We start from the raw sequence: 21,905 nt of genomic DNA on the forward strand, positions 1-21,905 counted from the left end.
GCGGTCAGGGCAGGAGCCCGGCGCGCCGCGCCTTGGCGACCGCGGCGTGGCGGGTGGAGGCATCCAGTTTGGACATCGCCGACTGCAGGTACGACTTGACCGTCCCCTCGCGCAGCGACAGCTGGGCGCCGATCTCGGCGTTCGTCGCACCGAGCGCGCAGCAGGCCAGCACGTCCAGTTCGCGCGGCGAGAGGCGCACGTCAAGTCCCTCCCCGCCGTCGCCCTCCTCGCGGGAGATCGATGCCAGGCGCGCCTCGACGGCGGCGAGGCGTTGCCGCAGCGCCGCGTCGGACATGGAGGCGGCGATGCTGCGCAGCTCCGCGAAGCTCTCCCGCAGATCCTCCTGCGCGGAGGGGGAGAGGGCGGGCGGCGCGGCCTCGGACGGTGTCATGCTGCGCAGACGCCGCTCGACCTCGTCCCGGACGCGGAGTTCCGTCGCGATGCTGTCGGCGGCGCGGAACGCGGGGCGGGCGACGAGGTCGCCGACCGGCGCCTGCGACCACGAGCCGCAGTACACGATGCCGCGGGAGCGGCCGGCGACCACGATCGGCACGGCGAAGAGCGTCGCGATGCCCTCCCCGAGGATGACCCGGTCGTAGTCGTGCGTGATGGAGCGGGCGGTGCGGTAGTCCAGCGCGAGGCGCGGGCGCTTCTCGATCATCGCGGCGCCGCCGAGGCCGCGGCCCTGGTGCACGACGAGCCCGTCGAGGTTGTGCGTGCGCGCACCCGCGACGGCGGTGATCGGCACGGCGCCGGCGGTCTCGAGTCCGGCGAAGACGATGGGGAAGCGGGTCTGGCGGGCGAGGTCGGTCACGGCTCGACTGACGAGCTGCGCATCACTGTCGGTGTCGACCGGTGATCCCACGCGGTTACCTACTTCCGGGGGTGACGGCTATGTCACCGCTTTTCGTAGCGTCGACCCTACCACGCGGCCTGTCCTCACAGACGGGGCGCGTGCGAGCACCGTCGCTCACATTCATGAGGCAAGGAGGCCACATGTCCCACCCCGTAAACGATGCCCCGCCTGGCGGCATCGACTACGTCGCGGTCGAGGAATCACCGCGTTTCGTCGAGCTGAAGCGGAAGCACCGCAGCTTCGTCTTCCCGCTCGCCGTGTTCTTCCTCGTCTGGTACTTCGTCTACGTGCTGCTCTCGTCGTTCGCGCCAGACTTCATGGCGCAGTCGGTGTGGGGCAACATCAACGTCGGCCTGCTGCTGGGCCTCGGACAGTTCGTCACGACCTTCGCGATCACGATGTGGTACGTCTCGTTCGCCAACCGCTCGCTCGACCCGATCTCCACCGAGATCCGTGAGCAGCTCGAGAAGCAGGAGCCCAGCGCATGAACGACGTCTTCGCAGCGGTGAAGGCGGCCGTCGACACCGCCGAGAACAATCCCGTCCTGAACATCTCGATCTTCGGCGCGTTCGTCGCCGTGACGCTGTTCATCGTCATCCGCGCGAGCCGCAACAACAAGACGGCCGCCGACTACTACGCCGCCGGTCGCTCCTTCACCGGCCCGCAGAACGGCTTCGCGATCGCCGGTGACTACCTCTCCGCGGCCTCCTTCCTCGGCATCTGCGGGGCCATCGCGATCAACGGCTACGACGGGTTCCTCTACTCGATCGGCTTCCTCGTGGCCTGGCTCGTCGCGCTGCTGCTCGTGGCCGAGCTCATGCGCAACACCGGCAAGTTCACGATGGCCGACGTGCTGTCGTTCCGCCTCAAGCAGGGTCCGGTCCGGATGGCGGCGGCGATCACGACGCTCGCCGTCTGCTTCTTCTACCTGCTCGCCCAGATGGCCGGCGCCGGCGGTCTCGTATCGCTGCTGCTCGGCATCAACGACCGCATCGGGCAGTCGATCGTCGTCGCCGTCGTCGGCATCCTGATGATCGTCTACGTGCTCGTCGGCGGGATGAAGGGGACCACCTGGGTGCAGATCGTCAAGGCGTTCCTCCTCATCGGCGGCGCCATCGTCATGACGATCTGGGTGCTCGCGATCAACGGGTTCAACATCGACACCCTCCTGGGCGCCGCGGTGGACGCGTCGACGACCGATCCCGCGGATGCCATCCTCGGCCCGGGCCTGCAGTACGGCGCGAACCCGTGGGACTTCATCTCCCTCGCGATCGCCCTCGTCCTCGGCACCGCGGGCCTCCCGCACGTGCTGATGCGCTTCTACACGGTCCCGACCGCGAAGGAGGCCCGTCGCTCGGTCGTCTGGGCGATCTGGCTCATCGGCCTGTTCTACCTGCTGACGCTCGTGCTCGGCTACGGCGCCGGCGCGCTCGTCGGACCGGATGTCATCAAGGCGGCGCCCGGCGGCGTGAACTCGGCGGCACCGCTCCTCGCACAGGCGCTCGGCGGACCGCTGCTGCTCGGCTTCATCTCCGCGGTCGCCTTCGCGACGATCCTCGCGGTCGTCGCCGGCCTCACGATCACGGCGGCCGCGTCGTTCGCGCACGACATCTACGCGAACGTCGTGAAGAAGGGCCAGGTTCCGCCGGACGGCGAGGTCAAGGTCGCCCGCCGCACCGTCATCGTGATCGGCATCCTCGCGATCCTCGGCGGCATCGGCGTGCAGGGGCAGAACATCGCCTTCCTCGTCGCGCTGGCCTTCGCGGTCGCCGCCTCGGCGAACCTGCCGACGATCCTGTACTCGCTGTTCTGGCGCAAGTTCTCCACGCGCGGCGCCGTCTGGAGCATGTACGGGGGGCTCGCCGCGGCGATCATCCTCATCCTGCTCTCGCCGGTGTTCTGGGGCACGGAGACGAGCGTCTTCAAGAACGTGGGCACGGCGATCTGGCCGCTGAACAACCCGGGCATCGTGTCCATCCCGCTCGGGTTCTTCCTCGGCTGGCTCGGCACGGTCACCAGCCGCCGGGTCGAAGACCCGAAGAAGGCCGCCGAGATGGAGGTGCGCTCGCTCACCGGCTACGGCGCGGAGAAGGCGACGCATCACTGAGCGGATGCCGTCCTGACAGGCGCGGCCCCGGGGGAGACCCCGGGGCCGCGTTCTCGTGCGCCGGGGTGCCTACTCGCCCGGCGCCGCCTTCCGGCCGGGAGCCGCACCGGCCCCCTCCAGGTCGAGGAGGAAGCGCTTGCGCTCCGGGTGACCGCCGTACTCGCCGATGGAGCCGTCGCTGCGGACGACGCGATGGGCCGGCACCACGATCGACATGGGCGTGCGCGCGCACGCGGTGCCGACGGCGCGGTTCGCGCCGGGGGAGCCGGCCATGATCGCGACCTCGGCGTAGGACGCCGTCTCGCCGTACGGGATGTCGCACACCGCCTGCAGCGCGGCGCGGACGAACCCCGACGCCAGCTGCCAGTCCAGCTCCAGGTCGAAGTCACGGCGCGCGCCGGCGAAGTACTCGTCGAGCTGGCCGGCGACGCCCGCCGTCGCCGCCGCGTCCTCGGCGGGGACGGCGTGCAGGCGGGCGGACAGGCCGCTCAGGACCGCATCGACGGGCGCGTCGAGGATGTCGAGGGTGACGAGGCCCTCATCGGTGACGACGATGAGGGCCTCGCCGATCGGTGTCGGGTGCACCGAGTACGCGGGGGAGGTCATGCCTCCATGATGGCGTCGCGGGGATGCCGTGGACCGCCCGGCGAGGCGGGTCTGTGGATCGCGGGCCTCGGACGGGCGCGGGGGAGGAACCGCTGATCGGACCGGCGCGTCGCGCAGGGGCGGCAATCCCGCGAAACTCGGGGGTGCTGCACGCAACGCGCAGGTACGCCGCCTAAGGTTTCTCGTGTGTGGCGACCAGAGGGCAATGCCGCGGCCGGCGTCAGCGACGCCGAGCGCGAGGTGCCGGTGACCCCATCCGACCTCGAGCTGTCAGAACCGGGAGTCGTCGTGGGACATGTCGCCGAGCCGGAGCGGCGCCGACTCCGGGAGGAGGCCGCCCAGCTGGGCGGGACATCCACCCTCCTGCACTACACGGACGCCGGTGACGCGGGCATCGAGATCACCAACGCCCACCCCGGGAGCCTGCCGCAGTTCATCACCGGCCGCTCCACCCTCCTGTCGAACCTCTTCCGCGACGAGGTCGCCCTCCGCACCGCGCGCCTGGCCGCCGAGCGCATCGCCGCGAAGGACGTCGAGCTGCGCACGGCGCGGGGCCTGGACACCGTCCACCTCGCCGTCGGGATGGCATCCTGGCGGATCGGCGGCGTCAACTACACCGCCCCCGTGCTCCTGCGCCCCCTCGCGATCCGCCGGCACCACTCCGACTTCGACCTGAAGCTGCACGGCGCGTTCACGGTGAACCCCGAACTCGTCCACGCCGCCCGCACGCATTTCGGCCTCGACCTCGACGGCCGCGCGCTCGCCGGGCTCGCTCACGATGCCGGCGTCTTCAAGCCGCAGCCGGTCATCGATCACCTCCGCGCCCTCACGGCGCACGTCGACACGTTCACGGTGCAGCCGCGCCTCATCGTCTCCACCTTCGCCGACGTCGCCTCGCACATGGAGCGCGACAGCGGGTACCTCGACCACCCCGTGCTCAACGCGCTCGCCGGCCACGAGGCCGACCGCGAGGACCTCGCGCTCGTCCGCGGCGTGCCGGAGTACGTCAGCGCCGACGACCGGCCACCGGCATCCGATCGTCTTCTCCTCGACGCCGACGCCGAGCAGGAGGCCCTCCTCGCCCGCATCGTCGCCGGGCAGCCGCTCGCCGTGCACACCCTGCCGGGGACCGGCGGCACGCAGACCGTCATCAACGCCGTCGGCGAGCTCGTCCGCGCTGGCAAGCGCGTGCTCGTCGTGAGCGCCCGCCGGTCCACGCTCGAGGGCGTGCGGCACCGGCTCGGCAAGATCGGGCTCCCCGGCCTCGCCGTCTCCCCGAGCCGGCTGCACCGCGACCTCATCCGCGCCATCGCCCGCAACGAGAAGGCCGAGCAGCCCAAGGTCGCCGAGGTCGACGACGCGCTCGTCCGCCTGCGCACCGTGCTCCGCGACTACCGCGGCTCGCTGACCGGACGGCATCCGCAGGTCGGCGTCTCGCCGCTGGAGGCGCTGCGCACCCTCGCGACGATCGCGAAGACCACGCCGCAGCCAAGCGCGCAGACGCGGTTCGACCTCTCGACCCTGCAGACGCTCTCCACCCGCCGCGGGGAGGCCGCGACGGCGCTCGCGACCGCCGCCCGCCTCGGCGAGTTCCGCTTCGGCCCCGACGACTCGCCCTGGTACGGCGTCGCGTTCGCGACCACGGAGCAGGCCCGCTCCGCGCACGCCCTCGCCGGGCGTCTGCACCGTCACGAGGTGCCCGCGATCCTCGAGCGCGGCTACGAGCTCATCGGCCAGACCCGCATGCGTCCGTTCTCGACGGTCGCCGAGATGGGCCAGTACATCCGGCTGCTGCAGGGCATCCGCGCCTCGCTGGACCGGTTCAGCCTCACGGTCTTCGAGCGGCCCCTGGACGAGCTCATCCAGGCGCACGGCCCCCGCCGCGACACGGCGACGATGTCCGCGAGCAACCGCCGCCGCCTCAAGCGCCTCTCCCGGGAGTACGTCCGCCCGGGGATGCACATCACCGACATGCACGAGTCGCTCCTGCGCGTGCAGCAGCAGCGTGCGCAGTGGCAGCGGCACGTCGAGGCCGGTGTCACGCCGGAGATCCCGCTGGGCCTCGACGACGTCGCGACCGCCTGGCAGCGCGTGGATGCCGACCTCGCCGACCTCGACCGCGCGCTCGGGCGCACGGAGGCCCTCGCGGGCCTTCCGGTCCCGCAGCTCGTGCGGACGCTCGCGGGCCTGGCCGCCGACTCCGACGTCTTCGACAACCTCGTCGAGCGCGCGACGCTCCGCGGAGAGCTCGCCGAGCTCGGCCTCGAGCCGCTGCTCACCGAACTGTCCGTGCGGCACGTGCCGGAGAGCCGGGTGGCGACGGAGTTCGAGTTCGCCTGGTGGCAGTCGGCCCTGGAGGCCATGCTCCGCACCGACCGCGCCCTGCTCGGCGCGAACACGTCCGTCGTCGACCGCCTCGAGCGCGACTTCCGCCTCGTCGACGAGGCGCACGCCGCCTCGGCCGGTCCGCTCCTGGCCGCAGAGCTCGCCACGCGCTGGAAGATCGCGATCGTCGACGAGGCCGCCGAGGCCGCGGCGCTGAAGACCGCCCTCCGCGGCGGGACCGCGACGGCGGCCGAGCTGATCGCGACGGCGCCGACGCTGCTGCGCACCCTCGCCCCGGTCTGGCTCGCCTCGCCCTACGAGGTGCCCGCGATCCCCGACTACCCCGACTTCGACGTCGTGATCATCGCGGATGCCGCGGCGATCTGCCTCGCCGAGGCCGCCCCCGCCGTGCGGCGGGCGCGCCAGGTCGTCGTGTTCGGCGACCCCGTGACCCAGAAGCCGACGCCGTTCCGCGTCGGCGCGGGCCTCGTGGCGCAGGAGGACGAGCCCGAGGTGCCGTTCGACGACACGAGTCTGTTCGAGCGGCTCGCCGACCTCATCCCCACCGCGAAGCTCACCCGCAGCTACCGGGCCGGCGGCGAGGACCTCGCCGAGCTCGTCAACGACGCCTTCTACGACGGCGAGCTGGTCTCCCTGCCGTGGGCCGGGTCGTACCTGGGACGCGGCAGCCTCAGCGTCGACTACATCGAGGGCGGCTCGGGCACCCCCGACCCCGTCACCGGCGCGGTCGAGAGCCCCGACGCGGAGGTCGCGCGCGTCGTGACGCTCGTCGTCGAGCATGCCGTGAACCGTCCCACCGAGTCGCTCATGGTCGTCACGGCCTCGACGCGCCACGTCGAGCGCGTCCGCGCCGCCGTCGCCGCGGCGTTCGCGGGCCGCTCCGACGTCGCCGATTTCGTCGGCCGCGACACCGCCGAGCCGTTCGCCGTCCTGGGCCTCGAGGAGTCGGTGGCGGAGAGCCGCGACCGCGTCATCTTCTCGCTCGGCTTCGGCCTCACCAAGCACGGCCGCGTCCTCAGCGACTTCGGCGACCTGTCCGGCCCGGACGGGGAGCGCCTCCTCACCGTCGGGATGACCCGCGCCCGCCGTTCGATGGTCGTCGTGTCCTCCATCCGTCCCTCCTCGTTCGACGACGGCCGGCTCGAGTACGGCGCCGCGACCCTGATGTCGATCCTCGGCGGCGTCGCCGCCCGTGCCCGCGAGTCGCGCCTGGAAGACCTGGCCGACCCGCTGACCCTCGCCCTCGCGCAGCAGCTGCGCGCCCTCGGGGTGTCGGTGGACGTCGACTACCGCGGCCGGCTGCCGCTCGTCGCGCAGTACAAGGGCAAGGCGGTCGTCGCGGAGAGCGACCCGGAGACCACGGGGGAGTCGCTCCGCGAAGCGCTGCGCCTCCGCCCGCAGGTGCTCCGGCGCCTCGGGTGGCACTACATCCGCGTGCACGCGTTCGACCTCTACAGCGATCCCGCCGGCGTCGCCTCCCGTGTCGCCGCGATCCTCGGGGTGCAGCCGCAGACGCCCACCGCCGACGCCGAGACGCAGCCGATCGATGTCCCGCGATGAGCGGCAGCGGATCGAGCGCGTCCCCGGTGGCCGGCGCGTCCGCCTGACCGCCGCGCCGGGCACGATCGCCGAGCCGCTCGCGGTCGACGAGGCCGAGACGACGGATGCCCCGGCCGGCGCAGCACGCGCGGACGGGGCATCCGGACCCAATGACGAGCGCCTGCGGAACGACGTCCCGCCGCACTACTGAGTGGTGGTCAGGGCAGGCGCGGTGCGCCGGGGACGGTGCCCGGTGCCGTGCCGCCGGCAGCGGCGTTCTGCTCGAGCAGGTCGCGGATCTGGACGAGCAGCTCGGCCTCGGTCGGCAGCGGCTCCGCGTCCTCGACGACGCCGGCCTTCGCGGCCTGACGCTCCTTGAACCTGTTCATCGGCACGACGAACACGAAGTACACGACGAGCGCGACAGCCAGGAAGCTGATGATCGCGGTGATCAGGTCGCCGAGCGGGAACGTCACGGGCTGACCGTAGATGCCGTTGATCGTGGGGCCGATGTTGCCGCTCGCGTCGGGCTGGTAGAACAGCGCGACGATGGGCGTGATGATGCTCGCGACGATCGCGTTGACGACGGCTGTGAACGCACCGCCGATGACGACGGCGACGGCAAGATCGATGACGTTGCCGCGCATGATGAAGTCTTTGAAGCCCTGAAGCATGTGAGCTCCCTTTCGTCAGCCGGCTTCCGCCGGGCTAGGATCCCGTCGCTGCGGGCGAGGCCTTTGCCTCGGACTTCGATGATGGCGCAGATGAGGGGGAGCCGCTACCGCTTGACCCGCCCGTGGTCGACCCGCTACCAGCCCGCGAGTCGGTGCGGTAGAAGCCCGACCCGTTGAAGGTGACGCCGATCGAGCCGTACTCCTTGCGCAGGGTCCCGGTGCACACCGGGCACTCGGTCAGGGTGGGCTCGGAGAAGGACTGGACCGCGTCGAAGCGGTGTCCGCACTCCTTGCAGGCATAGGCGTAGGTGGGCATGGGTCCTCGGGGTGATCAGTGGGCGAGCGAGACGGTGCGGGTCGGGGTGACGACACCGCTGACGGGCTGGTCGTGCAGGTCCCGGGGGACCTCGTCGACGAGCTCGGAGTCGAAGATGACGGCGTAGACGGGCGGGCAGCGCTCCATCGAGCCGATCGTCTTGTCGAAGTAGCCCCGGCCCCAGCCGAGGCGCATGCCGGTGCGGTCGACGGCGGCGGCGGGGATGACGAGGAGGTCGACGTCGTTGACGGCGAGCGGGCTCAGCACGTCGGCGACGGGCTCCGGCATCCCGAAGATGCCCTCAGTGACGTCGGCATCCGCTTCGGCGACCGCCCAGTCCAGCAGGCCGTCCGCCCGGGTGATCGGCAGAAGCACCCGGATGCCGCGCTGCACGGCATCCCGGATGAACTCGCGCGTGCCGGGCTCGGTCGTCGTCGACAGGAAGCACGACATCGAACGGACGCCGAGGTCGTCGACGAGCCGGTCGAGCTGGGCCTTCACACCGTCCGCGGCGGACTCCAGGGCAGCGGCGGAGCGCTGCTGCCGACGTTCGCGGAGGTCGGCGCGCATCGCCCGCTTCGCGTTGTCGATGCCGTCGGTCATGGGTCTGATTGTAGGCGGCGCATGACGCGCGAAGGCATCCGGGGTCGCGAGGGGCGCGGCGGGACGTCGATAGAGTGTGGACCATGCCTCACACGCGCATCAAAGCCGTCATCCCCGCTGCGGGCCTCGGGACCAGGTTCCTGCCGGCCACGAAGGCCATGCCGAAGGAGATGCTGCCGGTCGTGGACAAGCCGGCCATCCAGTACGTCGTGGAAGAGGCGGTGCAGGCCGGGATCGATGACATCCTGATCATCCTGGGCCGCAACAAGAACAACATCTCGAACCATTTCGACGCGGTGCCGGAGCTCGAGTCGCGGCTCACCGACAAGGGCGACCTCGACCGGTTGCGGAAGGTGCAGGAGTCCAGCGACCTCGCCGACATCCACTTCGTGCGCCAGGGCGAGCCCAAGGGGCTCGGTCACGCGGTGCTGCGCGCCCGCGCACACGTCGGCGAATCGACGTTCGCCGTGCTGCTGGGCGATGACCTCATGGACGAGCGCGACCCGCTGCTGACGACGATGCTCGCGGAGAACGAGCGCACCGGCCTCACCATCGTCGCGCTCATGGAGGTCGACCCCGACCAGATCCACATGTATGGCGCGGCGGCCGTCGAGGCCACCGACGACCCGGATGTCGTGAAGGTCACGGGGCTCCTCGAGAAGCCGAGCAAGGAGGACGCGCCGTCGAACTACGCCGTCATCGGCCGCTACGTGCTGACCCCCGACGTCTTCGACATTCTGGAGCGCACCGAGCCCGGCAAGGGCGGGGAGATCCAGCTCACCGACGCCCTGCAGGAACTCGCCGTCACGACCGGCGTGTACGGCGTGATCTTCCGGGGGCGTCGCTACGACACCGGCGATAGAGTGGACTACATCAAGGCCATCGTGCAGCTGGCAGCGGACCGCGACGATCTCGGACCCGAGCTGCGACCCTGGCTGAAGGAGTTCGCGTCGCGGCTGTGACGGCACTTCGCCGAGGGGAGCGCGCATGGATCTGACGGTCCCCCGCCGGCATGGGCCGATCTCCATCCGGCTCGTCAAGCAGCGCGACGCGCGCGCCCTGCAGGACGAGCTCCTCGGCAACCGCTCCTGGCTGCGCCCGTGGGAGGCCACGAGCCCCGACGGGCCGGTCTCGTTCGACATGAAGGTCGGCATCCGCCGGCTGCTGCAGCAGTACCGCGACGGCGGCGGCGTGCCACTCGTCATGGAGTACGACGGTGAGATCGCCGGGCAGCTCAATGTCTGGGGGATCGCGCGCGGTTCGCTCGCGTCGGCGACCATCGGATACTGGGTGAGCGAGCGGTTCGCGGGCCGCGGGATCACCCCGACCGCCGTGGCGCTCGCGACCGATCTGTGCTTCAGCGAGCTGCGCATCCACCGCATGGAGATCTGCATCCGCCCGGAGAACCAGGCGAGCCTGCGGGTCGTGGAGAAGCTCGGCTTCCGCTACGAAGGGCTCCGGCGGAGATACATCCACATCGACGGGGACTGGCGCGACCACTACGCGTTCGCGCTCGTGCGCGAAGAGGTGCCCGAGGGCGTGCTCGAGCGCTGGGTGTCCGGACGCGCTCCCGTCGACGCCGCGGCGATTCCGCCGGCGGACCGCAGGTCGGTCTAGCCGCCCGGCCGGGCTTCTGCGCGCGGAGGAAACCTTCGAGTTCGACTCGAACTTCAGACACGCGGGCGGGTGCGGGGTTCGCGGGGCCTCGTGGACATACCGTGGACCGCATGGGTGGGCAGGTTCTGGGTGGCGGCGTGGTGGTGCTCGTCGCCGTCGTGCTGTGGATGGTCTATCTGCTGCCGTCCTGGCACTCCCGGCACCAGTACAACGCCGCCGAGCGCAACGCCGTCCGCCTGAACCAGGCGCTGCGCGTGCTCGCCGAGACGAGCCAGACGCCCGACGAGGTCCGGCTGGAACTCAACGCCCGCACCGCCCTCGCCCAGCAGAAGCTCGCGCGTCGCGCGCAGGCCGAGCGGGAGAGCGCCGAGCTCGAGGGCGCCCGCGCCGAGCTGGAGACCGCTCGCGCCGAAGCCGAGGTCGTGCGCGCCGAGGCCGAGATCGCCCGCGCGCAGGCGCGCGCCGAGGCCGAGATCGCGCGCGCCCGCGCGGCCGCCGGGGCCGCCGCGGCGCGCGAGCGCGCCGCCGCCGAGGCCGCGGCCGCCGCATCCGCACCGGCCGTGCGCCGCGCCCGCGCCCGGCGCCGGGCCCGCCTGATCTGCACGCTCGTGGGCATCGCCGCCGTCGGCTTCGCCGGATGGGGCGCCGTCATCGTCGTCACCACCGGGTCGCAGCTGCTGCTGTGGGCCGGCGCCGCGGTCGCCGTCGCCTGCGGGGGGATGCTGCAGCGGATGTCGACCGTGCAGCGCCGCGCCGCCGGACGCGTCGTAGCCGTCGCCGACGGCGCGCTGCGGTCCGCCGCCGCCCTGCAGGACGTCGCGCTCGGGTCGGAGCGCGAAGCCTGGACGCCCCGCGAACTGCCCCGGCCCCTCACCGCCTCCGCCGGCTCCCGCGCCGCCGCCGTGCTCGATGCCGCCGCCGCCCGCGAAGACCTCCGCCGCGCCGCCCTCGACGAGGCCATGCGCGAGCGCGCCGAGGCGGCCGCCCCGCCGTCGCTCGACGAGGCCCGCCGCACCCGTGCGGCCGCCGCCGAGCCCGACTTCGCGGCCATGGGCCGCGTCGACGACGCCGAGATCGAGGCGCACGTGCGCCGCCTGCTCGAGCGCCGCGCCTCCGGCCAGTAAGCCGCGGCAGACGGCATCCGGCGTGAAGTCGAGGGCTGCAATCGTGATAGTGTTTTCGAGGTTCACGGGCCTGTGGCGCAGTTGGTAGCGCGCTTCGTTCGCAATGAAGAGGTCAGGGGTTCGAATCCCCTCAGGTCCACCGGAGAAAGCCCCCGCTCGTCGGGGGCTTTCGCGTTTCCCGGGGCTGGTGCCCGTGGCCGCGGCGGCCGGTGCCGTGCAAACCGCAGGATCGAGTGTGACTGGTGGGGCCGCTGAGCCTCGGTGGCACCAGGCGTCACACCGGGTCCTGCAGTTCGCGCCGTGCGACCCCGTCAGACGGCGGTGTGAGGCATTGTGCGACCCGGTCAGACGGCATTGTGCGACCCGGGCGGGCCCGTCGTGTGACCCGGAACTCACATTCGGTCACAGGAGACTGTGAGGAAGACGTTCGATCGGGGTAACCCAACGCGCGCCCCCGCCGAAACACCCGACTCGTAGCGTCGCCTGCACGACTTCATCGCTCGATTTCGGTCGACGATCGGCAGGAGGCCCCGTGTCCCACAATCCTTCCCCGACTCAGCAACGCATCGTGGTCGTCGGCGCCGGCATGGTGGCGCACCGATTCCTGGAGAGCTTGCTCACCCGCACCGACGCCGACCTCTCCGTCACCCTCATCGGCGAAGAAGGGCGGCATCCGTACGACCGCGTCGGGCTCACCGGCTACTTCGCCGGACGCGGCGAGGATGAGTTGACCCTCGATCCCGTCCACATCGACGCCGACCCACGCGTGCGGTTCCTTGCGGACGACCCGGTGCGGCGGATCGACCGCGCCGAGCGTCAGGTCGTCACCCGCTCCGGAGAGGTCATCGGGTATGACCGGCTCGTGCTCGCGACCGGGTCCTACGCCGCCCGCCTCGCGGTCGACGGCTTCTCGCTGCCCGGCTGCTTCGTCTATCGCACCCTCGCCGACGTCGCCGGCCTGCGGGCGTTCGTCGAAGCCCGCTCACGCGAGCTCGGCCGGCCGCTGACCGGTCACGTCATCGGCGGAGGCCTCCTCGGGCTCGAAGCCGCCGGCGCCCTGCAGCAGCTCGAGGTCGAAGCGACCGTCGTTCAGTCCAGCGACCGGCTCATGTCCGCGCAGCTCGACCTGCCCGCCGGGAAGGCGCTTGCACGCCTCATCGAGGCCCGCGGCATCCGCGTGCGCACCAGTGCTCTGACGACCCTCCTCACGCCCGACCGCAGCGGCAACGTCGCAGCGCTGGAGTTCCGCGACGGAAGCCACGCCGCCGCCGACGTCGTCGTGTTCACCGTCGGCGTGCGGCCGCGCGACGAGCTGGCCCGGGCGGCGGGCCTCACCTGTGATCCTCGCGGCGGCGTCGTCATCGACGAGCGTTGCGACACCGACGATCCCACCGTCATGGCGATCGGCGAGGTCGCGAACTTCGGCGGCACGGCAGTCGGTCTCGTCGCACCCGGCTACGCGATGGCCGAGGTCGCGGCCACCCGCATCCTGGGCGGTGAGGCGACCTTCGACGGCTACGACCTCTCCACGAAGCTCAAGCTCACAGGCGTCGACGTCGCGAGCTTCGGCGACGCGTTCGCCGAGACCCCAGGCGCCCTCGACGTCGTCTACGCCGACCCGTCCGCCGGCGTCTACAAGAAGCTCGTCCTCTCCGACGACGCGAAGACGCTGCTCGGCGGCATCCTCGTCGGCGACGCCTCGGCGTATGGGTCGCTCCGCCCCCTCCTCGGCACGGCCCTGGGCGCAGACCCTGCGGCGTTCCTCCTGCCCGAGGGCGGTGTCGAGCTGCCGGGTGGCGACCTGCCCGACGAGGCGATCGTCTGCTCCTGCTCCGCCGTGACAGCAGGACGCATCCGGCACGCCGTGCATGAAGAGGGTTGTACGGATGCCGCGGCCGTCAAGGCATGCACGAAGGCCGGCGCCACGTGCGGCTCGTGCGTCGTGGCCGTCGGAAAGATCGTCGGTCGTGAACTCGGGAAGATGGGCCGCACCGTCTCGCACGCCCTCTGCGAGCACTTCGACCTCTCGCGGCGGCAGCTCTTCGACGCCGTCCGCGTGTCGGGCCTCGACACCTTCAGCGCCGTCATCGAGCGGTTCGGCCGTGGCCGCGGATGCGATGTCTGCAAGCCTGCACTCGCCAGCATCCTCGCCGTCCTCACCGGCAGCCACGTGCTCGACGGGGAGAACGCGACCCTGCAGGACACGAACGACCACGTCATGGCCAACATGCAGAAGGACGGCACCTACTCGGTCGTGCCGCGGATGCCGGGCGGCGAGGTCACGCCCGAGGGTCTCATCACGGTCGGCGAGATCGCCCGCGACTTCGCGCTGTACACGAAGATCACCGGCGGTCAGCGGGTGGACATGTTCGGCGCGCGGCTCGAGCAGCTGCCCGACATCTGGCGGCGGCTCGTGGATGCCGGCTTCGAATCCGGCCACGCGTACGGCAAGTCGCTGCGCACCGTGAAGTCCTGCGTCGGGTCGACGTGGTGCCGCTACGGCGTGCTCGACTCGGTCGGGATGGCCGTGCGGCTCGAGCTGCGGTACCGCGGGCTGCGTGCGCCGCACAAGCTGAAGCTCGGGGTGTCCGGGTGCGCGCGCGAATGCGCGGAGGCGCGGTCGAAGGACGTCGGCGTCATCGCGACGGAGAAGGGCTGGAACATGTACGTCGGCGGCAACGGCGGCTACTCGCCGCGGCACGCTGAGCTCCTCGCCGAAGGGCTCGACGACGACGCGCTCATCACCGCGATCGATCGCTACTTCATGTACTACATCCGCACCGCCGACCGCCTGCAGCGCACCGCACCGTGGATCCAGGAGCTGGAGGGCGGGCTTGACGAGCTGCGCGCCGTCATCTTCGACGACAGTCTCGGCATCTGCGCCGACCTGGATGCCGCGATGGCCGGCCACGTCGAGGGCTACGAGGACGAGTGGGCCGCGACCCTCGCGGATCCGGAGAAGCTCCGAAGGTTCGAGTCCTTTGTCAACGCGCCCACAACTCCTGACCCGTCCCTCGCGTATGTCGCCGAGCGCGGCCAGGTGCGCCCTGCGACGGACGCGGAACGGCGATCCGAGGCCGTCCTCATCGCCAGCACGACCCTGGCAGTGCGGCGATGAGCCTCCTCGTCGCGACGCCGACGTGGGTCTGGATCTGCGCGATCGGCGACCTGGAGGCCGAGCGCGGGCGCGCGGCGCTGTACGGCGAGGTGCAGGTGGCGCTCTTCCTCCTCCGCGACGGGACGGTGCACGCTGTGTCGAATCGTGACCCCTACAGCGGGGCCCAGGTGATCTCGCGCGGTATCGTCGGCACGAAAGGCGACGCGCCCACGGTGGCGTCGCCCATGTACAAGCAGGTCTTCGACCTGCGAACCGGTGTCTGTCTGGAGACGCACGGCAAAGACCCTCGGGCCCTGACGGTGTGGCCGGTCGGTCGACGAGGCGATGACCTGTACCTGCGCTGGGAGGAGTGAGATGACCACGATGCTCGGAGTCTCCCTCGCCGGCCGCGACGTGCTCATGGTCGGCGGCGGCTCCGTCACCGCCCGCCGTCTGCCCCGCTTCGTCGACGACGGGGCACGCGTCCGCATCGTCGCGCCCGAGCTTGCGCCGGAGACGCGCGCCCTGGTCGAGGCGCACGGGGTCGCGTGGTCGGCACGCCGGTTCCGGCGCGCCGACCTCGCCGGCGCGTGGCTCGTCCACACTGCGACCGGCGACGCCCGCGTCGACCTGGCGGTCGCCGCGGCGGCCGAGCGTCGGCGCGTCCTGTGCGTCAACGCGTCCGACGGCGCGCACGGCAGCGCTCGCCTGACGGCGCAGACCGGATCCGGCGACGTCATCGTCGGCGTCGTCTCCGACGCCGGCGTCGACCCGCGGCGCTCCGCCTCGGTCCGCGACGCGATCGCGCTGCTCTTCGCCCGAGGTGCGCTGCCGCTGCGGCGTCGCCGCAGCGGCGCGCCCGGCCGCGTCGACCTCGTCGGCGGCGGGCCCGGACCCGTCGATCTCATGACGGTCCGCGCCCGCCGCCTCATCGCCGAGGCCGACGTCGTCGTCGCCGATCGGCTCGGCCCCGCCGCCGAGCTCCTCGCCGAGCTGCCGGCGGACGTGCTCCGCATCGACGTCGGCAAGGAGCCCGGCTCGCACCCCGTGCCGCAGGAGGAGATCAACGAGCTCCTCGTGGCGCACGCCCGCGCCGGCAAGCGCGTCGTCCGGCTCAAGGGCGGCGACCCGTTCGTCTTCGGTCGCGGCGGCGAGGAGGTCCTCGCGTGCGTGGCTGCCGGCATCCCCGTCGACGTCGTCCCCGGAACGAGCAGCGCCATCTCGGTGCCGCAGGCCGCCGGCATCCCGGTCACCCATCGCGGCACCGCCATGGCGTTCCACGTCGTCAACGGCCAGGCCGAAGTGACGCCCGCGACGCTCGCCGCCCTCGCCGACGACGCCGTGACCACCGTCATCCTGATGGGCGTCCGCGCGCTGCCGCGGATCGCCGAGGCCGCCCGGCGCGCCGGCGTCGCGGACGACCGGCCCGTCGCGATCATCGAGAACGGGCACACGCCGAGCCAGCGGACCACGCACACGACTCTGGGCCACGCGGCCGACGAGGCGCGCGCGGTGGGAGTGCGCAACCCCGCCGTCATCGTCGTCGGCGACGTCGCCCGCGCGGGGTTCCTTCTCCCCGCGCCCGCGTGGGTCGGAGAAGCGACGCGGTGACCGAACGCGAGCCGCTGTCGGCGGCGCTGCAGGGCTGCGCGATCGTCATCGCCGTGGATCGGCGATCGGGCGAACTCGCCGCCGCGCTGGAGCGTCACGGCGCGCAGGTCCGCGCGGCGCCGGCGCTGACGATCGTGCCGCACATCGATGACGCTGCGCTTCTCGAGCGCACTCGCGAGCTCATCGCCGACCCGCCCGACATCGTCGTGGTCACGACCGGCATCGGGTTCCGCGGCTGGATCGAGGCCGCCATCGAAGCTGATCTCGTCACCGGGCTCACCGAGGCGCTGAGCGGCGCGCAGATCGTCGCGCGTGGGCCGAAGGCGCGGGGCGCCATCCAGCAGGCCGGGCTCACGGCGGACTGGGTCGCCGAGTCGGAGACCTCCGCCGAGCTCGGCGAGTACCTCGTCGCGCAGGGCGTCGCGGGCAGGCGGGTCGCCGTGCAGCACCACGGGTCGGGCGCGGACGGCCTCGACGAGCTGTTCAGCGGCCACGGCGCCGAGGTCGTGAGCATGACCGTGTACCGCTGGGGGCCGCCCGCCGACCCGGATGCCGTACGCCGGTCCGTCGCGCAGACCGCGGCGGGCGAGATCGACGCCGTCCTGTTCACCTCTGCGCCCGGCGCGTCGCAGTGGCTCGCCGAGGCGGAGCGCGACGGCGCGCTGGACGCCATCGTCCGGCGCTCGCAGAGCGGGCGGCTGCTGATCGCTGCCGTCGGCCCGATCACGGCCGGTCCGCTGCAGGATGTCGGCATGCGCACGACCATCGCCGAGCGGGGCCGCCTGGGCTCGCTCGTCCGGTGCGTCGTCGGACACTTCGGCGGTGGCGGGGCTCCCGTGCGGGAGACCGTCGGCGGCCGCCTCGAGCTGCGCAGTGGGGGAGCGGTCCTCGATGAGCGGTTCGTCCCGCTGTCGCGCTCCGGTGTCGAACTGCTCGGGATGCTGTTCGACGCGGCCGGAAGCGTCGTGCCCCGCGAGAAGCTGCAGAGTTCGCTGTCTCGCTCGGCCCCGAGCACGCACGCCGTCGAGATGGCGGTCGCCCGGGTGCGCGAGGCGCTCGGGGCGCCGGACGTCATCAAGACCGTCGTGAAACGCGGCTACCGCCTCAACGTCAGGAGCGAGGAATGACGACGCTCGTCGCGTGTTCGCACGGCACACGCTCGCCGGTGGGACGTCGCGTCGTGGCCGAGATCGTGGAGGCCGTGCGCGTGGAGTTGCCGGACGTTGCGGTGCTCCCCACCTTCGTAGACGTCCAGGAGCCGGAGGTGGGTGGCGTCGTCGCCGGCGTCACCGGTCCGCTGGTCGTCGTGCCGCTGCTGCTGTCCCGCGGATATCACACGAAGGTCGACATCGCGCGGGCCGTGGGCTCGCGCGCGGATGCCGTGCAGACGGCGCCGCTCGGACCGCATCCGCTCATGTCGGAAGTGCTCCTCGCGCGCCTTGCCGAGACCGTCGGCCCAGCGGGGGTGCGTCCCGGCGACCACCTCGTGCTCGCCGCTGCGGGATCATCGGAGGCCGTCGCGGTCGTCGACGTCGAGGCGACGGCGGCGGATCTGCGCGGGCGCGTGTCGGTGCCCGTCTCCGTCGGCTTCGCGGCCGGGGCGACGCCGCGCATCGCGGATGCCGTGGCTCAGGCGCGGGCGGACGGCGCTGAACGCGTCGTGTGCCTGAGCTACGTTCTGGCGCCCGGGCACTTCGCGGACGTCGTGCGCGGCGCCGGTGCCGACCTCACGACGGCGCCGCTCGGCGCCGATCCGCGCATCGCGCGCATCGTCGCGGATCGGTTCACGGCCGCGGTGGCGGCGTCCGCCGCGGGGTGACCTGCGGGGGAGTGGGCGGCGCGGAGGCTGAGGGGCAAGGACGGCTGGATTCGCGCGGGGCTTGCCGGATTCGCGCGGGCCGGCCGGAGTCAGGCAATCCGCCCGGGTCAGGCAGATGCCCGCGAAACCAGCCTGATCCGGGCTGATCGCCTGAGCCGGGCAGGGAGGACCGCCGGCGCGCTTGCGCGGGCCAGGCGGGTGAGCCCGCCAGCCCCGACGACGCGAACGCGCGGGAACGCCCCCGCCGACAGGTCGGCGAGGGCGCGTCCGCAGAGCCTTAGGCCTGCGGGACCAGTTCCTTCTGCGCGTCGGGCTTGGGGCGGCGCACCCGGACCGTCGGAATCCGGGCCGGTGCCGTGCGGCCGTGCGTCGCGTACAGCGTCGCCGCCACGAACGTGACGCCGCCCACGAGGTTGCCGATGACGGTCGGGATCTCGTTCCACAGGAGGTAGTCCCAGAGCGTGAAGTCGGCGCCCAGGAGCAGCCCCGACGGGAACAGGAACATGTTGACGATCGAGTGCTCGAAGCCCATGTAGAAGAAGAGCATGATCGGCAGCCACATGCCGATGACCTTGCCCGCGACGCTGTCGGACATCATCGCGGCCACGACGCCGGTGGACACCATCCAGTTGCAGAGGACACCGCGGATGAAGAGGGTCAGCATGCCGGCGGCGCCGTGGTCGGCGTAGCCGATCGTGCGGCCGTGGCCGATCTCGCCGATCGCCTGGCCGACGGGGCTGGGCTCGGTGGAGAAGCCGTAGGTGAAGTAGATCGCCATCAGGATGGCGACGAGGAACGCGCCGCCGAAGTTGCCGAGGAACACGAGCCCCCAGTTGCGGAGCACTCCGCCGATCGTGACGCCGGGGCGCTTGTCGACCCAGGCGAGCGGCGCGAGCGTGAAGACGCCGGTGAGCAGATCGAAGCCGAGCAGGTAGAGGAGGACGAAACCGACCGGGAAGAGGACGGCCCCGAGCAGCGGCTGACCGGTCTGCACCGAGACCGTGACCGCGAACGCGGCGGCCAGCGCGAGGATCGCGCCGCCCATGACAGAGCGGATGAGCGTGTCGCGGGTGGACATGAAGACTTTGGACTCGCCGGCATCCACCATGCGGGTCACAAGTTGAGCGGGCTTGACGTAGGACATCTGGGCCTCCAGATCGGTGACGCATCCGAGTGAGTGGGCTTCAGCATCCCTCGCGTGCGTTTCCGGCGGCGGTTCGCGGTGTTGCATCGTGCGAACACTCCGCTCACACCCGCCCCGCCTCATTCGTGAGAAGCGGCCGGCGCGCACGTGAGTCTGACGGGACCGGCGCGACGAAATGCAGGACGGAGTGTGACGGATGGGGCCGATGAGCCTCACGGGTCACAGGCGTCACACTCGGTCCTGCAGATTGCTCCGGGGTGCGGCGTGTACGGCGCCTAACCGAACGACAGGGGGAGGCGCGCAGGGCGGCGGCCCCCCGACCACCGCCCTGCGCTGTTCCCCCAATGTCTCAGTTCGCGGGCACCGGCTCCCGGGTGTCCGCGCCGAGGCGCTGTGCGGCGAGGGCCTCCGCTGCGGCGAGCGGCGTGACGCCGCGGGCGTCCGCGTCGTCGAAGATGCGCCGCACGGTGTCGCCGATGCCCGCGACGCGGGCCATGATCTCATCCCGCGACGCGAGCTGCTTCGCGACGAGGTCGAGGTACAGCACGCCGCCCGCATTGACGACGAAGTCGGGTGCGTACAGGATGCCGCGAGCGGCCAGGCGATCGGCACCGGCGTGATCGGCCAGCGGGTTGTTCGCCGGCCCGCACACAGCCTTCGCGTCGAGGGCGTCGATGACCTCGTCGGTGAGGAGCCCGCCGATGCCCGCGGGCACGAAGACGTCGGCCGGGACGAGGTGCTCGGTGCCGGGATCGGCCCAGCGTGCCCCGAGTTCGACGGCGAGGTCGCGCTTGAGCGGGTTCACGTCGGTGACGGTGAGCACGGCGCCCTCCGTCGACAGGCGGACGGCGAGGCGGCTGCCCACCTGGCCGAGGCCGGAGATCGTGATGCGGCGGCCGGATGGGTCGGGCGATCCCGTGACGCGCTCGAGCGTCGCCCGCAGCGCCTCGTACACACCGAGGCTCGTGGGTCCGGCGGGCTCGCCGGAGCCGCCCACGGCGTCGGGGAGTCCGACGACGTGCTCGGTGCGCTCGCTGACGACGAGCATGTCGTCCGTCGTCGATCCGACGTCCTCCGCGGTGCGGTACAGGCCCCCGAACGCCTCGACGGCGTCGCCGAGGTCAAGGAACGCGGCGCGTCGGCGCGCGGCGTCGAGCTCGGTGCTCGGCGGCAGGCAGATGACGGCCTTGCCGCCCCCGGCATCCAGTCCTGCGGCGGCGTTCTTCAAGGTCATGGCGGCGGACAGTCGCAGGGCGTCGCCGATCGCGTCGCTGTAGTGCGGGTAGGTCCAGAGGCGTGCCCCGCCGAGCGCGGAGCCGAGGACGGAGGAGTGCAGCGCGACGATGATCACCAGGCCACTGCGTCGGCCCGTGATCACCTCCACGCGCTCGTGGGTGAAATCGGGCAAGGGCAGGCTGTGCGTCATCGCGTTCCTTCTTCGGCGGCCTTGTGGGCGCTGCGCTTCGGACGTCGCGGCGTTGCGGCATCCGCATCCATTGTGCCCCAGGAAGAGCGGAAGGTCACGGGCAATAGGCTGAGCTCATGCGCCCTCTCGCCTCTTGTTCTGCACTCCCGGTTACCGCCGCATGAGCGCCGCACACCTGCCGACGCGCAGCCGGATCGTCCACGATGCTCTGCGCGCCGCAGGCATCGCAGGCGAGATCGTCGTGCTGCCGGATGCCGCGTCCACGGCGCCGCTCGCGGCCGCGGCGCTGGGCGTCGAGGTCGGTGCGATCGCCAACAGCCTCGTCTTCTGGTCGGACGGGGAGCCGCTCCTGGTCATGACGAGCGGCGCGCACCGCGTCGACACCCCTGCGCTCGCGGAGCGGCTCGGTCGCGGCACGATCGCCCGCGCGAGCGTCGAGCAGGTGCGCGAGGCGACCGGGCAGGCGATCGGCGGCGTCGCGCCGACCGGTCACCCTGCGCCGCTCACGACGATCGTGGATGAGGACCTCGCCGCCTACCCGGAGATCTGGGCCGCCGGCGGCACGCCGCACACCGTGTTCCCGCTCACGTTCGACGAACTCGTGCGCCTGACCGGCGGGACCGTCGGCAAGGTGGACTGAGCGGGCTCAGCCGCGCTCGAGGATCGCCCGCCAGTCGTGCGGGACGCGCCCGCGCGGCCCGGGCGACGGCTGCGAGTCCGGACGGCTGAGCGGCGGCGCGAGCTCGGGGCCGTCGACGGTCTCGCCGTCCACGTAGTCCCAGAACCAGTCCTCGCCGGGCTCGAAGCTCTGCATGTACCGGTGCCCGGTGGCGGCGAAGTGCGCGGTCGCGTGACGGCCCAGCGACATGTCGCAGCATCCGATGTGCCCGCACTGCGCACAGCGTCGCAGATGCACCCACCAGCCGTCGAGGTCGTCGCACTCGGCGCAGCCCGTGCCCGACGGCGGGACGGTCGTGTTGAAGCCCTCAGTCATGGTTTCCTTCCGAGCCGGCGGCGGGT

21 protein-coding genes and 1 tRNA gene are annotated in these 21,905 nt (G+C 72.0%); 14 read left to right on the top strand and 8 right to left on the bottom strand.

Translation table 11 applies throughout. The features are described 5' to 3' along the window. Positions 1–4 precede the first annotated feature (4 nt). On the bottom strand, positions 5–865 hold the full coding sequence (locus BR85_RS02325; RefSeq protein WP_028495065.1) for a response regulator transcription factor: 861 nt from the start codon (positions 863–865) through the stop codon (positions 5–7). A gap of 131 nt (positions 866–996) precedes the next feature. On the opposite strand from BR85_RS02325, the gene BR85_RS02330 reads away from it, so the two are divergent. Both BR85_RS02330 and BR85_RS02335 read left to right on the top strand, forming a co-directional pair. Next, positions 997–1,344 carry a DUF485 domain-containing protein gene (locus BR85_RS02330; protein WP_028495066.1) on the top strand — a complete coding sequence of 116 codons (348 nt, stop codon included), beginning with the start codon at positions 997–999 and terminating at the stop codon, positions 1,342–1,344. Beyond that, the gene (locus BR85_RS02335) at positions 1,341–2,963 is read left to right on the top strand and encodes a solute symporter family protein (protein ID WP_028495067.1); all 1,623 of its coding nucleotides are present in this window, start codon (positions 1,341–1,343) and stop codon (positions 2,961–2,963) included. Before BR85_RS02330 ends, BR85_RS02335 begins: the two co-directional genes overlap by 4 nt. A 69-nt stretch (positions 2,964–3,032) precedes the next feature. Here BR85_RS02335 and BR85_RS02340 read toward each other — a convergent pair whose 3' ends face one another. Further along, positions 3,033–3,569, bottom strand: coding sequence for a methylated-DNA--[protein]-cysteine S-methyltransferase (locus BR85_RS02340; RefSeq protein WP_028495068.1), 537 nt, complete (start codon positions 3,567–3,569; stop codon positions 3,033–3,035). Positions 3,570–3,755: 186 nt separating this feature from the next. Between BR85_RS02340 and BR85_RS02345 the strand changes: the two genes are divergently transcribed. Both BR85_RS02345 and BR85_RS02350 read left to right on the top strand, forming a co-directional pair. Next, positions 3,756–7,475: an ATP-binding protein gene (locus tag BR85_RS02345; protein WP_036272147.1), complete on the top strand. Its 3,720-nt coding sequence runs from the start codon at positions 3,756–3,758 to the stop codon at positions 7,473–7,475. Further along, positions 7,462–7,665, top strand: a complete 204-nt coding sequence (locus tag BR85_RS02350; protein ID WP_028495070.1) for a hypothetical protein — start codon at positions 7,462–7,464, stop codon at positions 7,663–7,665. Before BR85_RS02345 ends, BR85_RS02350 begins: the two co-directional genes overlap by 14 nt. 7 nt (positions 7,666–7,672) lie before the next feature. Here the strand turns inward: BR85_RS02350 and mscL are convergent, their stop codons facing one another. The 3 genes from mscL to BR85_RS02365 are packed head-to-tail and all read right to left on the bottom strand — an operon-like array spanning position 7,673 to position 9,047. Beyond that, a complete protein-coding gene (mscL, locus tag BR85_RS02355; RefSeq protein WP_028495071.1) occupies positions 7,673–8,128 on the bottom strand; it encodes a large conductance mechanosensitive channel protein MscL in 456 nt (151 codons plus the stop codon). Positions 8,129–8,162: 34 nt separating this feature from the next. Beyond that, positions 8,163–8,444, bottom strand: coding sequence for an FmdB family zinc ribbon protein (locus tag BR85_RS15105; protein ID WP_036272149.1), 282 nt, complete (start codon positions 8,442–8,444; stop codon positions 8,163–8,165). 15 nt (positions 8,445–8,459) lie between these two features. After that, on the bottom strand, positions 8,460–9,047 hold the full coding sequence (locus tag BR85_RS02365) for a 5-formyltetrahydrofolate cyclo-ligase (protein ID WP_028495072.1): 588 nt from the start codon (positions 9,045–9,047) through the stop codon (positions 8,460–8,462). 83 nt (positions 9,048–9,130) lie between these two features. On the opposite strand from BR85_RS02365, the gene galU reads away from it, so the two are divergent. The 9 genes from galU (at position 9,131) to BR85_RS02410 (ending at position 18,315) form a co-directional block, all read left to right on the top strand. Further along, a complete protein-coding gene (gene galU, locus BR85_RS02370; protein ID WP_028495073.1) occupies positions 9,131–10,009 on the top strand; it encodes a UTP--glucose-1-phosphate uridylyltransferase GalU in 879 nt (292 codons plus the stop codon). Positions 10,010–10,034: 25 nt separating this feature from the next. After that, positions 10,035–10,664 carry a GNAT family N-acetyltransferase gene (locus BR85_RS02375; RefSeq protein ID WP_028495074.1) on the top strand — a complete coding sequence of 210 codons (630 nt, stop codon included), beginning with the start codon at positions 10,035–10,037 and terminating at the stop codon, positions 10,662–10,664. Between the two features lie 110 nt (positions 10,665–10,774). Continuing rightward, on the top strand, positions 10,775–11,788 hold the full coding sequence (locus tag BR85_RS02380) for a hypothetical protein (protein ID WP_028495075.1): 1,014 nt from the start codon (positions 10,775–10,777) through the stop codon (positions 11,786–11,788). Between the two features lie 66 nt (positions 11,789–11,854). Next, a tRNA-Ala gene (locus BR85_RS02385) sits at positions 11,855–11,927 on the top strand. Between the two features lie 426 nt (positions 11,928–12,353). Then, positions 12,354–14,906: a nitrite reductase large subunit NirB gene (gene nirB, locus BR85_RS02390; RefSeq protein WP_028495076.1), complete on the top strand. Its 2,553-nt coding sequence runs from the start codon at positions 12,354–12,356 to the stop codon at positions 14,904–14,906. Next, on the top strand, positions 14,903–15,259 hold the full coding sequence (nirD, locus tag BR85_RS02395) for a nitrite reductase small subunit NirD (protein WP_036272152.1): 357 nt from the start codon (positions 14,903–14,905) through the stop codon (positions 15,257–15,259). The genes nirB and nirD overlap by 4 nt, the downstream gene beginning before the upstream one ends. Before the next feature lies 1 nt (position 15,260). Then, on the top strand, positions 15,261–16,496 hold the full coding sequence (cobA, locus tag BR85_RS02400) for a uroporphyrinogen-III C-methyltransferase (RefSeq protein ID WP_028495077.1): 1,236 nt from the start codon (positions 15,261–15,263) through the stop codon (positions 16,494–16,496). Then, positions 16,493–17,623 (top strand): uroporphyrinogen-III synthase, encoded by a 1,131-nt coding sequence (locus BR85_RS02405; RefSeq protein ID WP_028495078.1) that lies wholly within the window; start codon positions 16,493–16,495, stop codon positions 17,621–17,623. The genes cobA and BR85_RS02405 overlap by 4 nt, the downstream gene beginning before the upstream one ends. Beyond that, on the top strand, positions 17,620–18,315 hold the full coding sequence (locus BR85_RS02410) for a sirohydrochlorin chelatase (RefSeq protein WP_028495079.1): 696 nt from the start codon (positions 17,620–17,622) through the stop codon (positions 18,313–18,315). Before BR85_RS02405 ends, BR85_RS02410 begins: the two co-directional genes overlap by 4 nt. A 277-nt stretch (positions 18,316–18,592) precedes the next feature. Here BR85_RS02410 and BR85_RS02415 read toward each other — a convergent pair whose 3' ends face one another. Continuing rightward, on the bottom strand, positions 18,593–19,459 hold the full coding sequence (locus BR85_RS02415) for a formate/nitrite transporter family protein (RefSeq protein ID WP_028495080.1): 867 nt from the start codon (positions 19,457–19,459) through the stop codon (positions 18,593–18,595). 349 nt (positions 19,460–19,808) lie between these two features. Continuing rightward, positions 19,809–20,885 (bottom strand): Glu/Leu/Phe/Val dehydrogenase family protein, encoded by a 1,077-nt coding sequence (locus BR85_RS02420; protein WP_028495081.1) that lies wholly within the window; start codon positions 20,883–20,885, stop codon positions 19,809–19,811. Between the two features lie 160 nt (positions 20,886–21,045). On the opposite strand from BR85_RS02420, the gene BR85_RS02425 reads away from it, so the two are divergent. After that, on the top strand, positions 21,046–21,525 hold the full coding sequence (locus BR85_RS02425; protein ID WP_028495082.1) for a YbaK/EbsC family protein: 480 nt from the start codon (positions 21,046–21,048) through the stop codon (positions 21,523–21,525). A 6-nt stretch (positions 21,526–21,531) separates the two neighbouring features. On the opposite strand, the gene BR85_RS02430 is transcribed toward BR85_RS02425, so the two are convergent. Next, positions 21,532–21,879 carry a UBP-type zinc finger domain-containing protein gene (locus BR85_RS02430; protein ID WP_028495083.1) on the bottom strand — a complete coding sequence of 116 codons (348 nt, stop codon included), beginning with the start codon at positions 21,877–21,879 and terminating at the stop codon, positions 21,532–21,534. Positions 21,880–21,905: the final 26 nt, after the last annotated feature.

The organism is Microbacterium sp. UNCCL10 (genome assembly GCF_000746195.1).
In the GTDB taxonomy this organism is placed as follows: Bacteria; Actinomycetota; Actinomycetes; order Actinomycetales; family Microbacteriaceae; genus Microbacterium; species Microbacterium saccharophilum.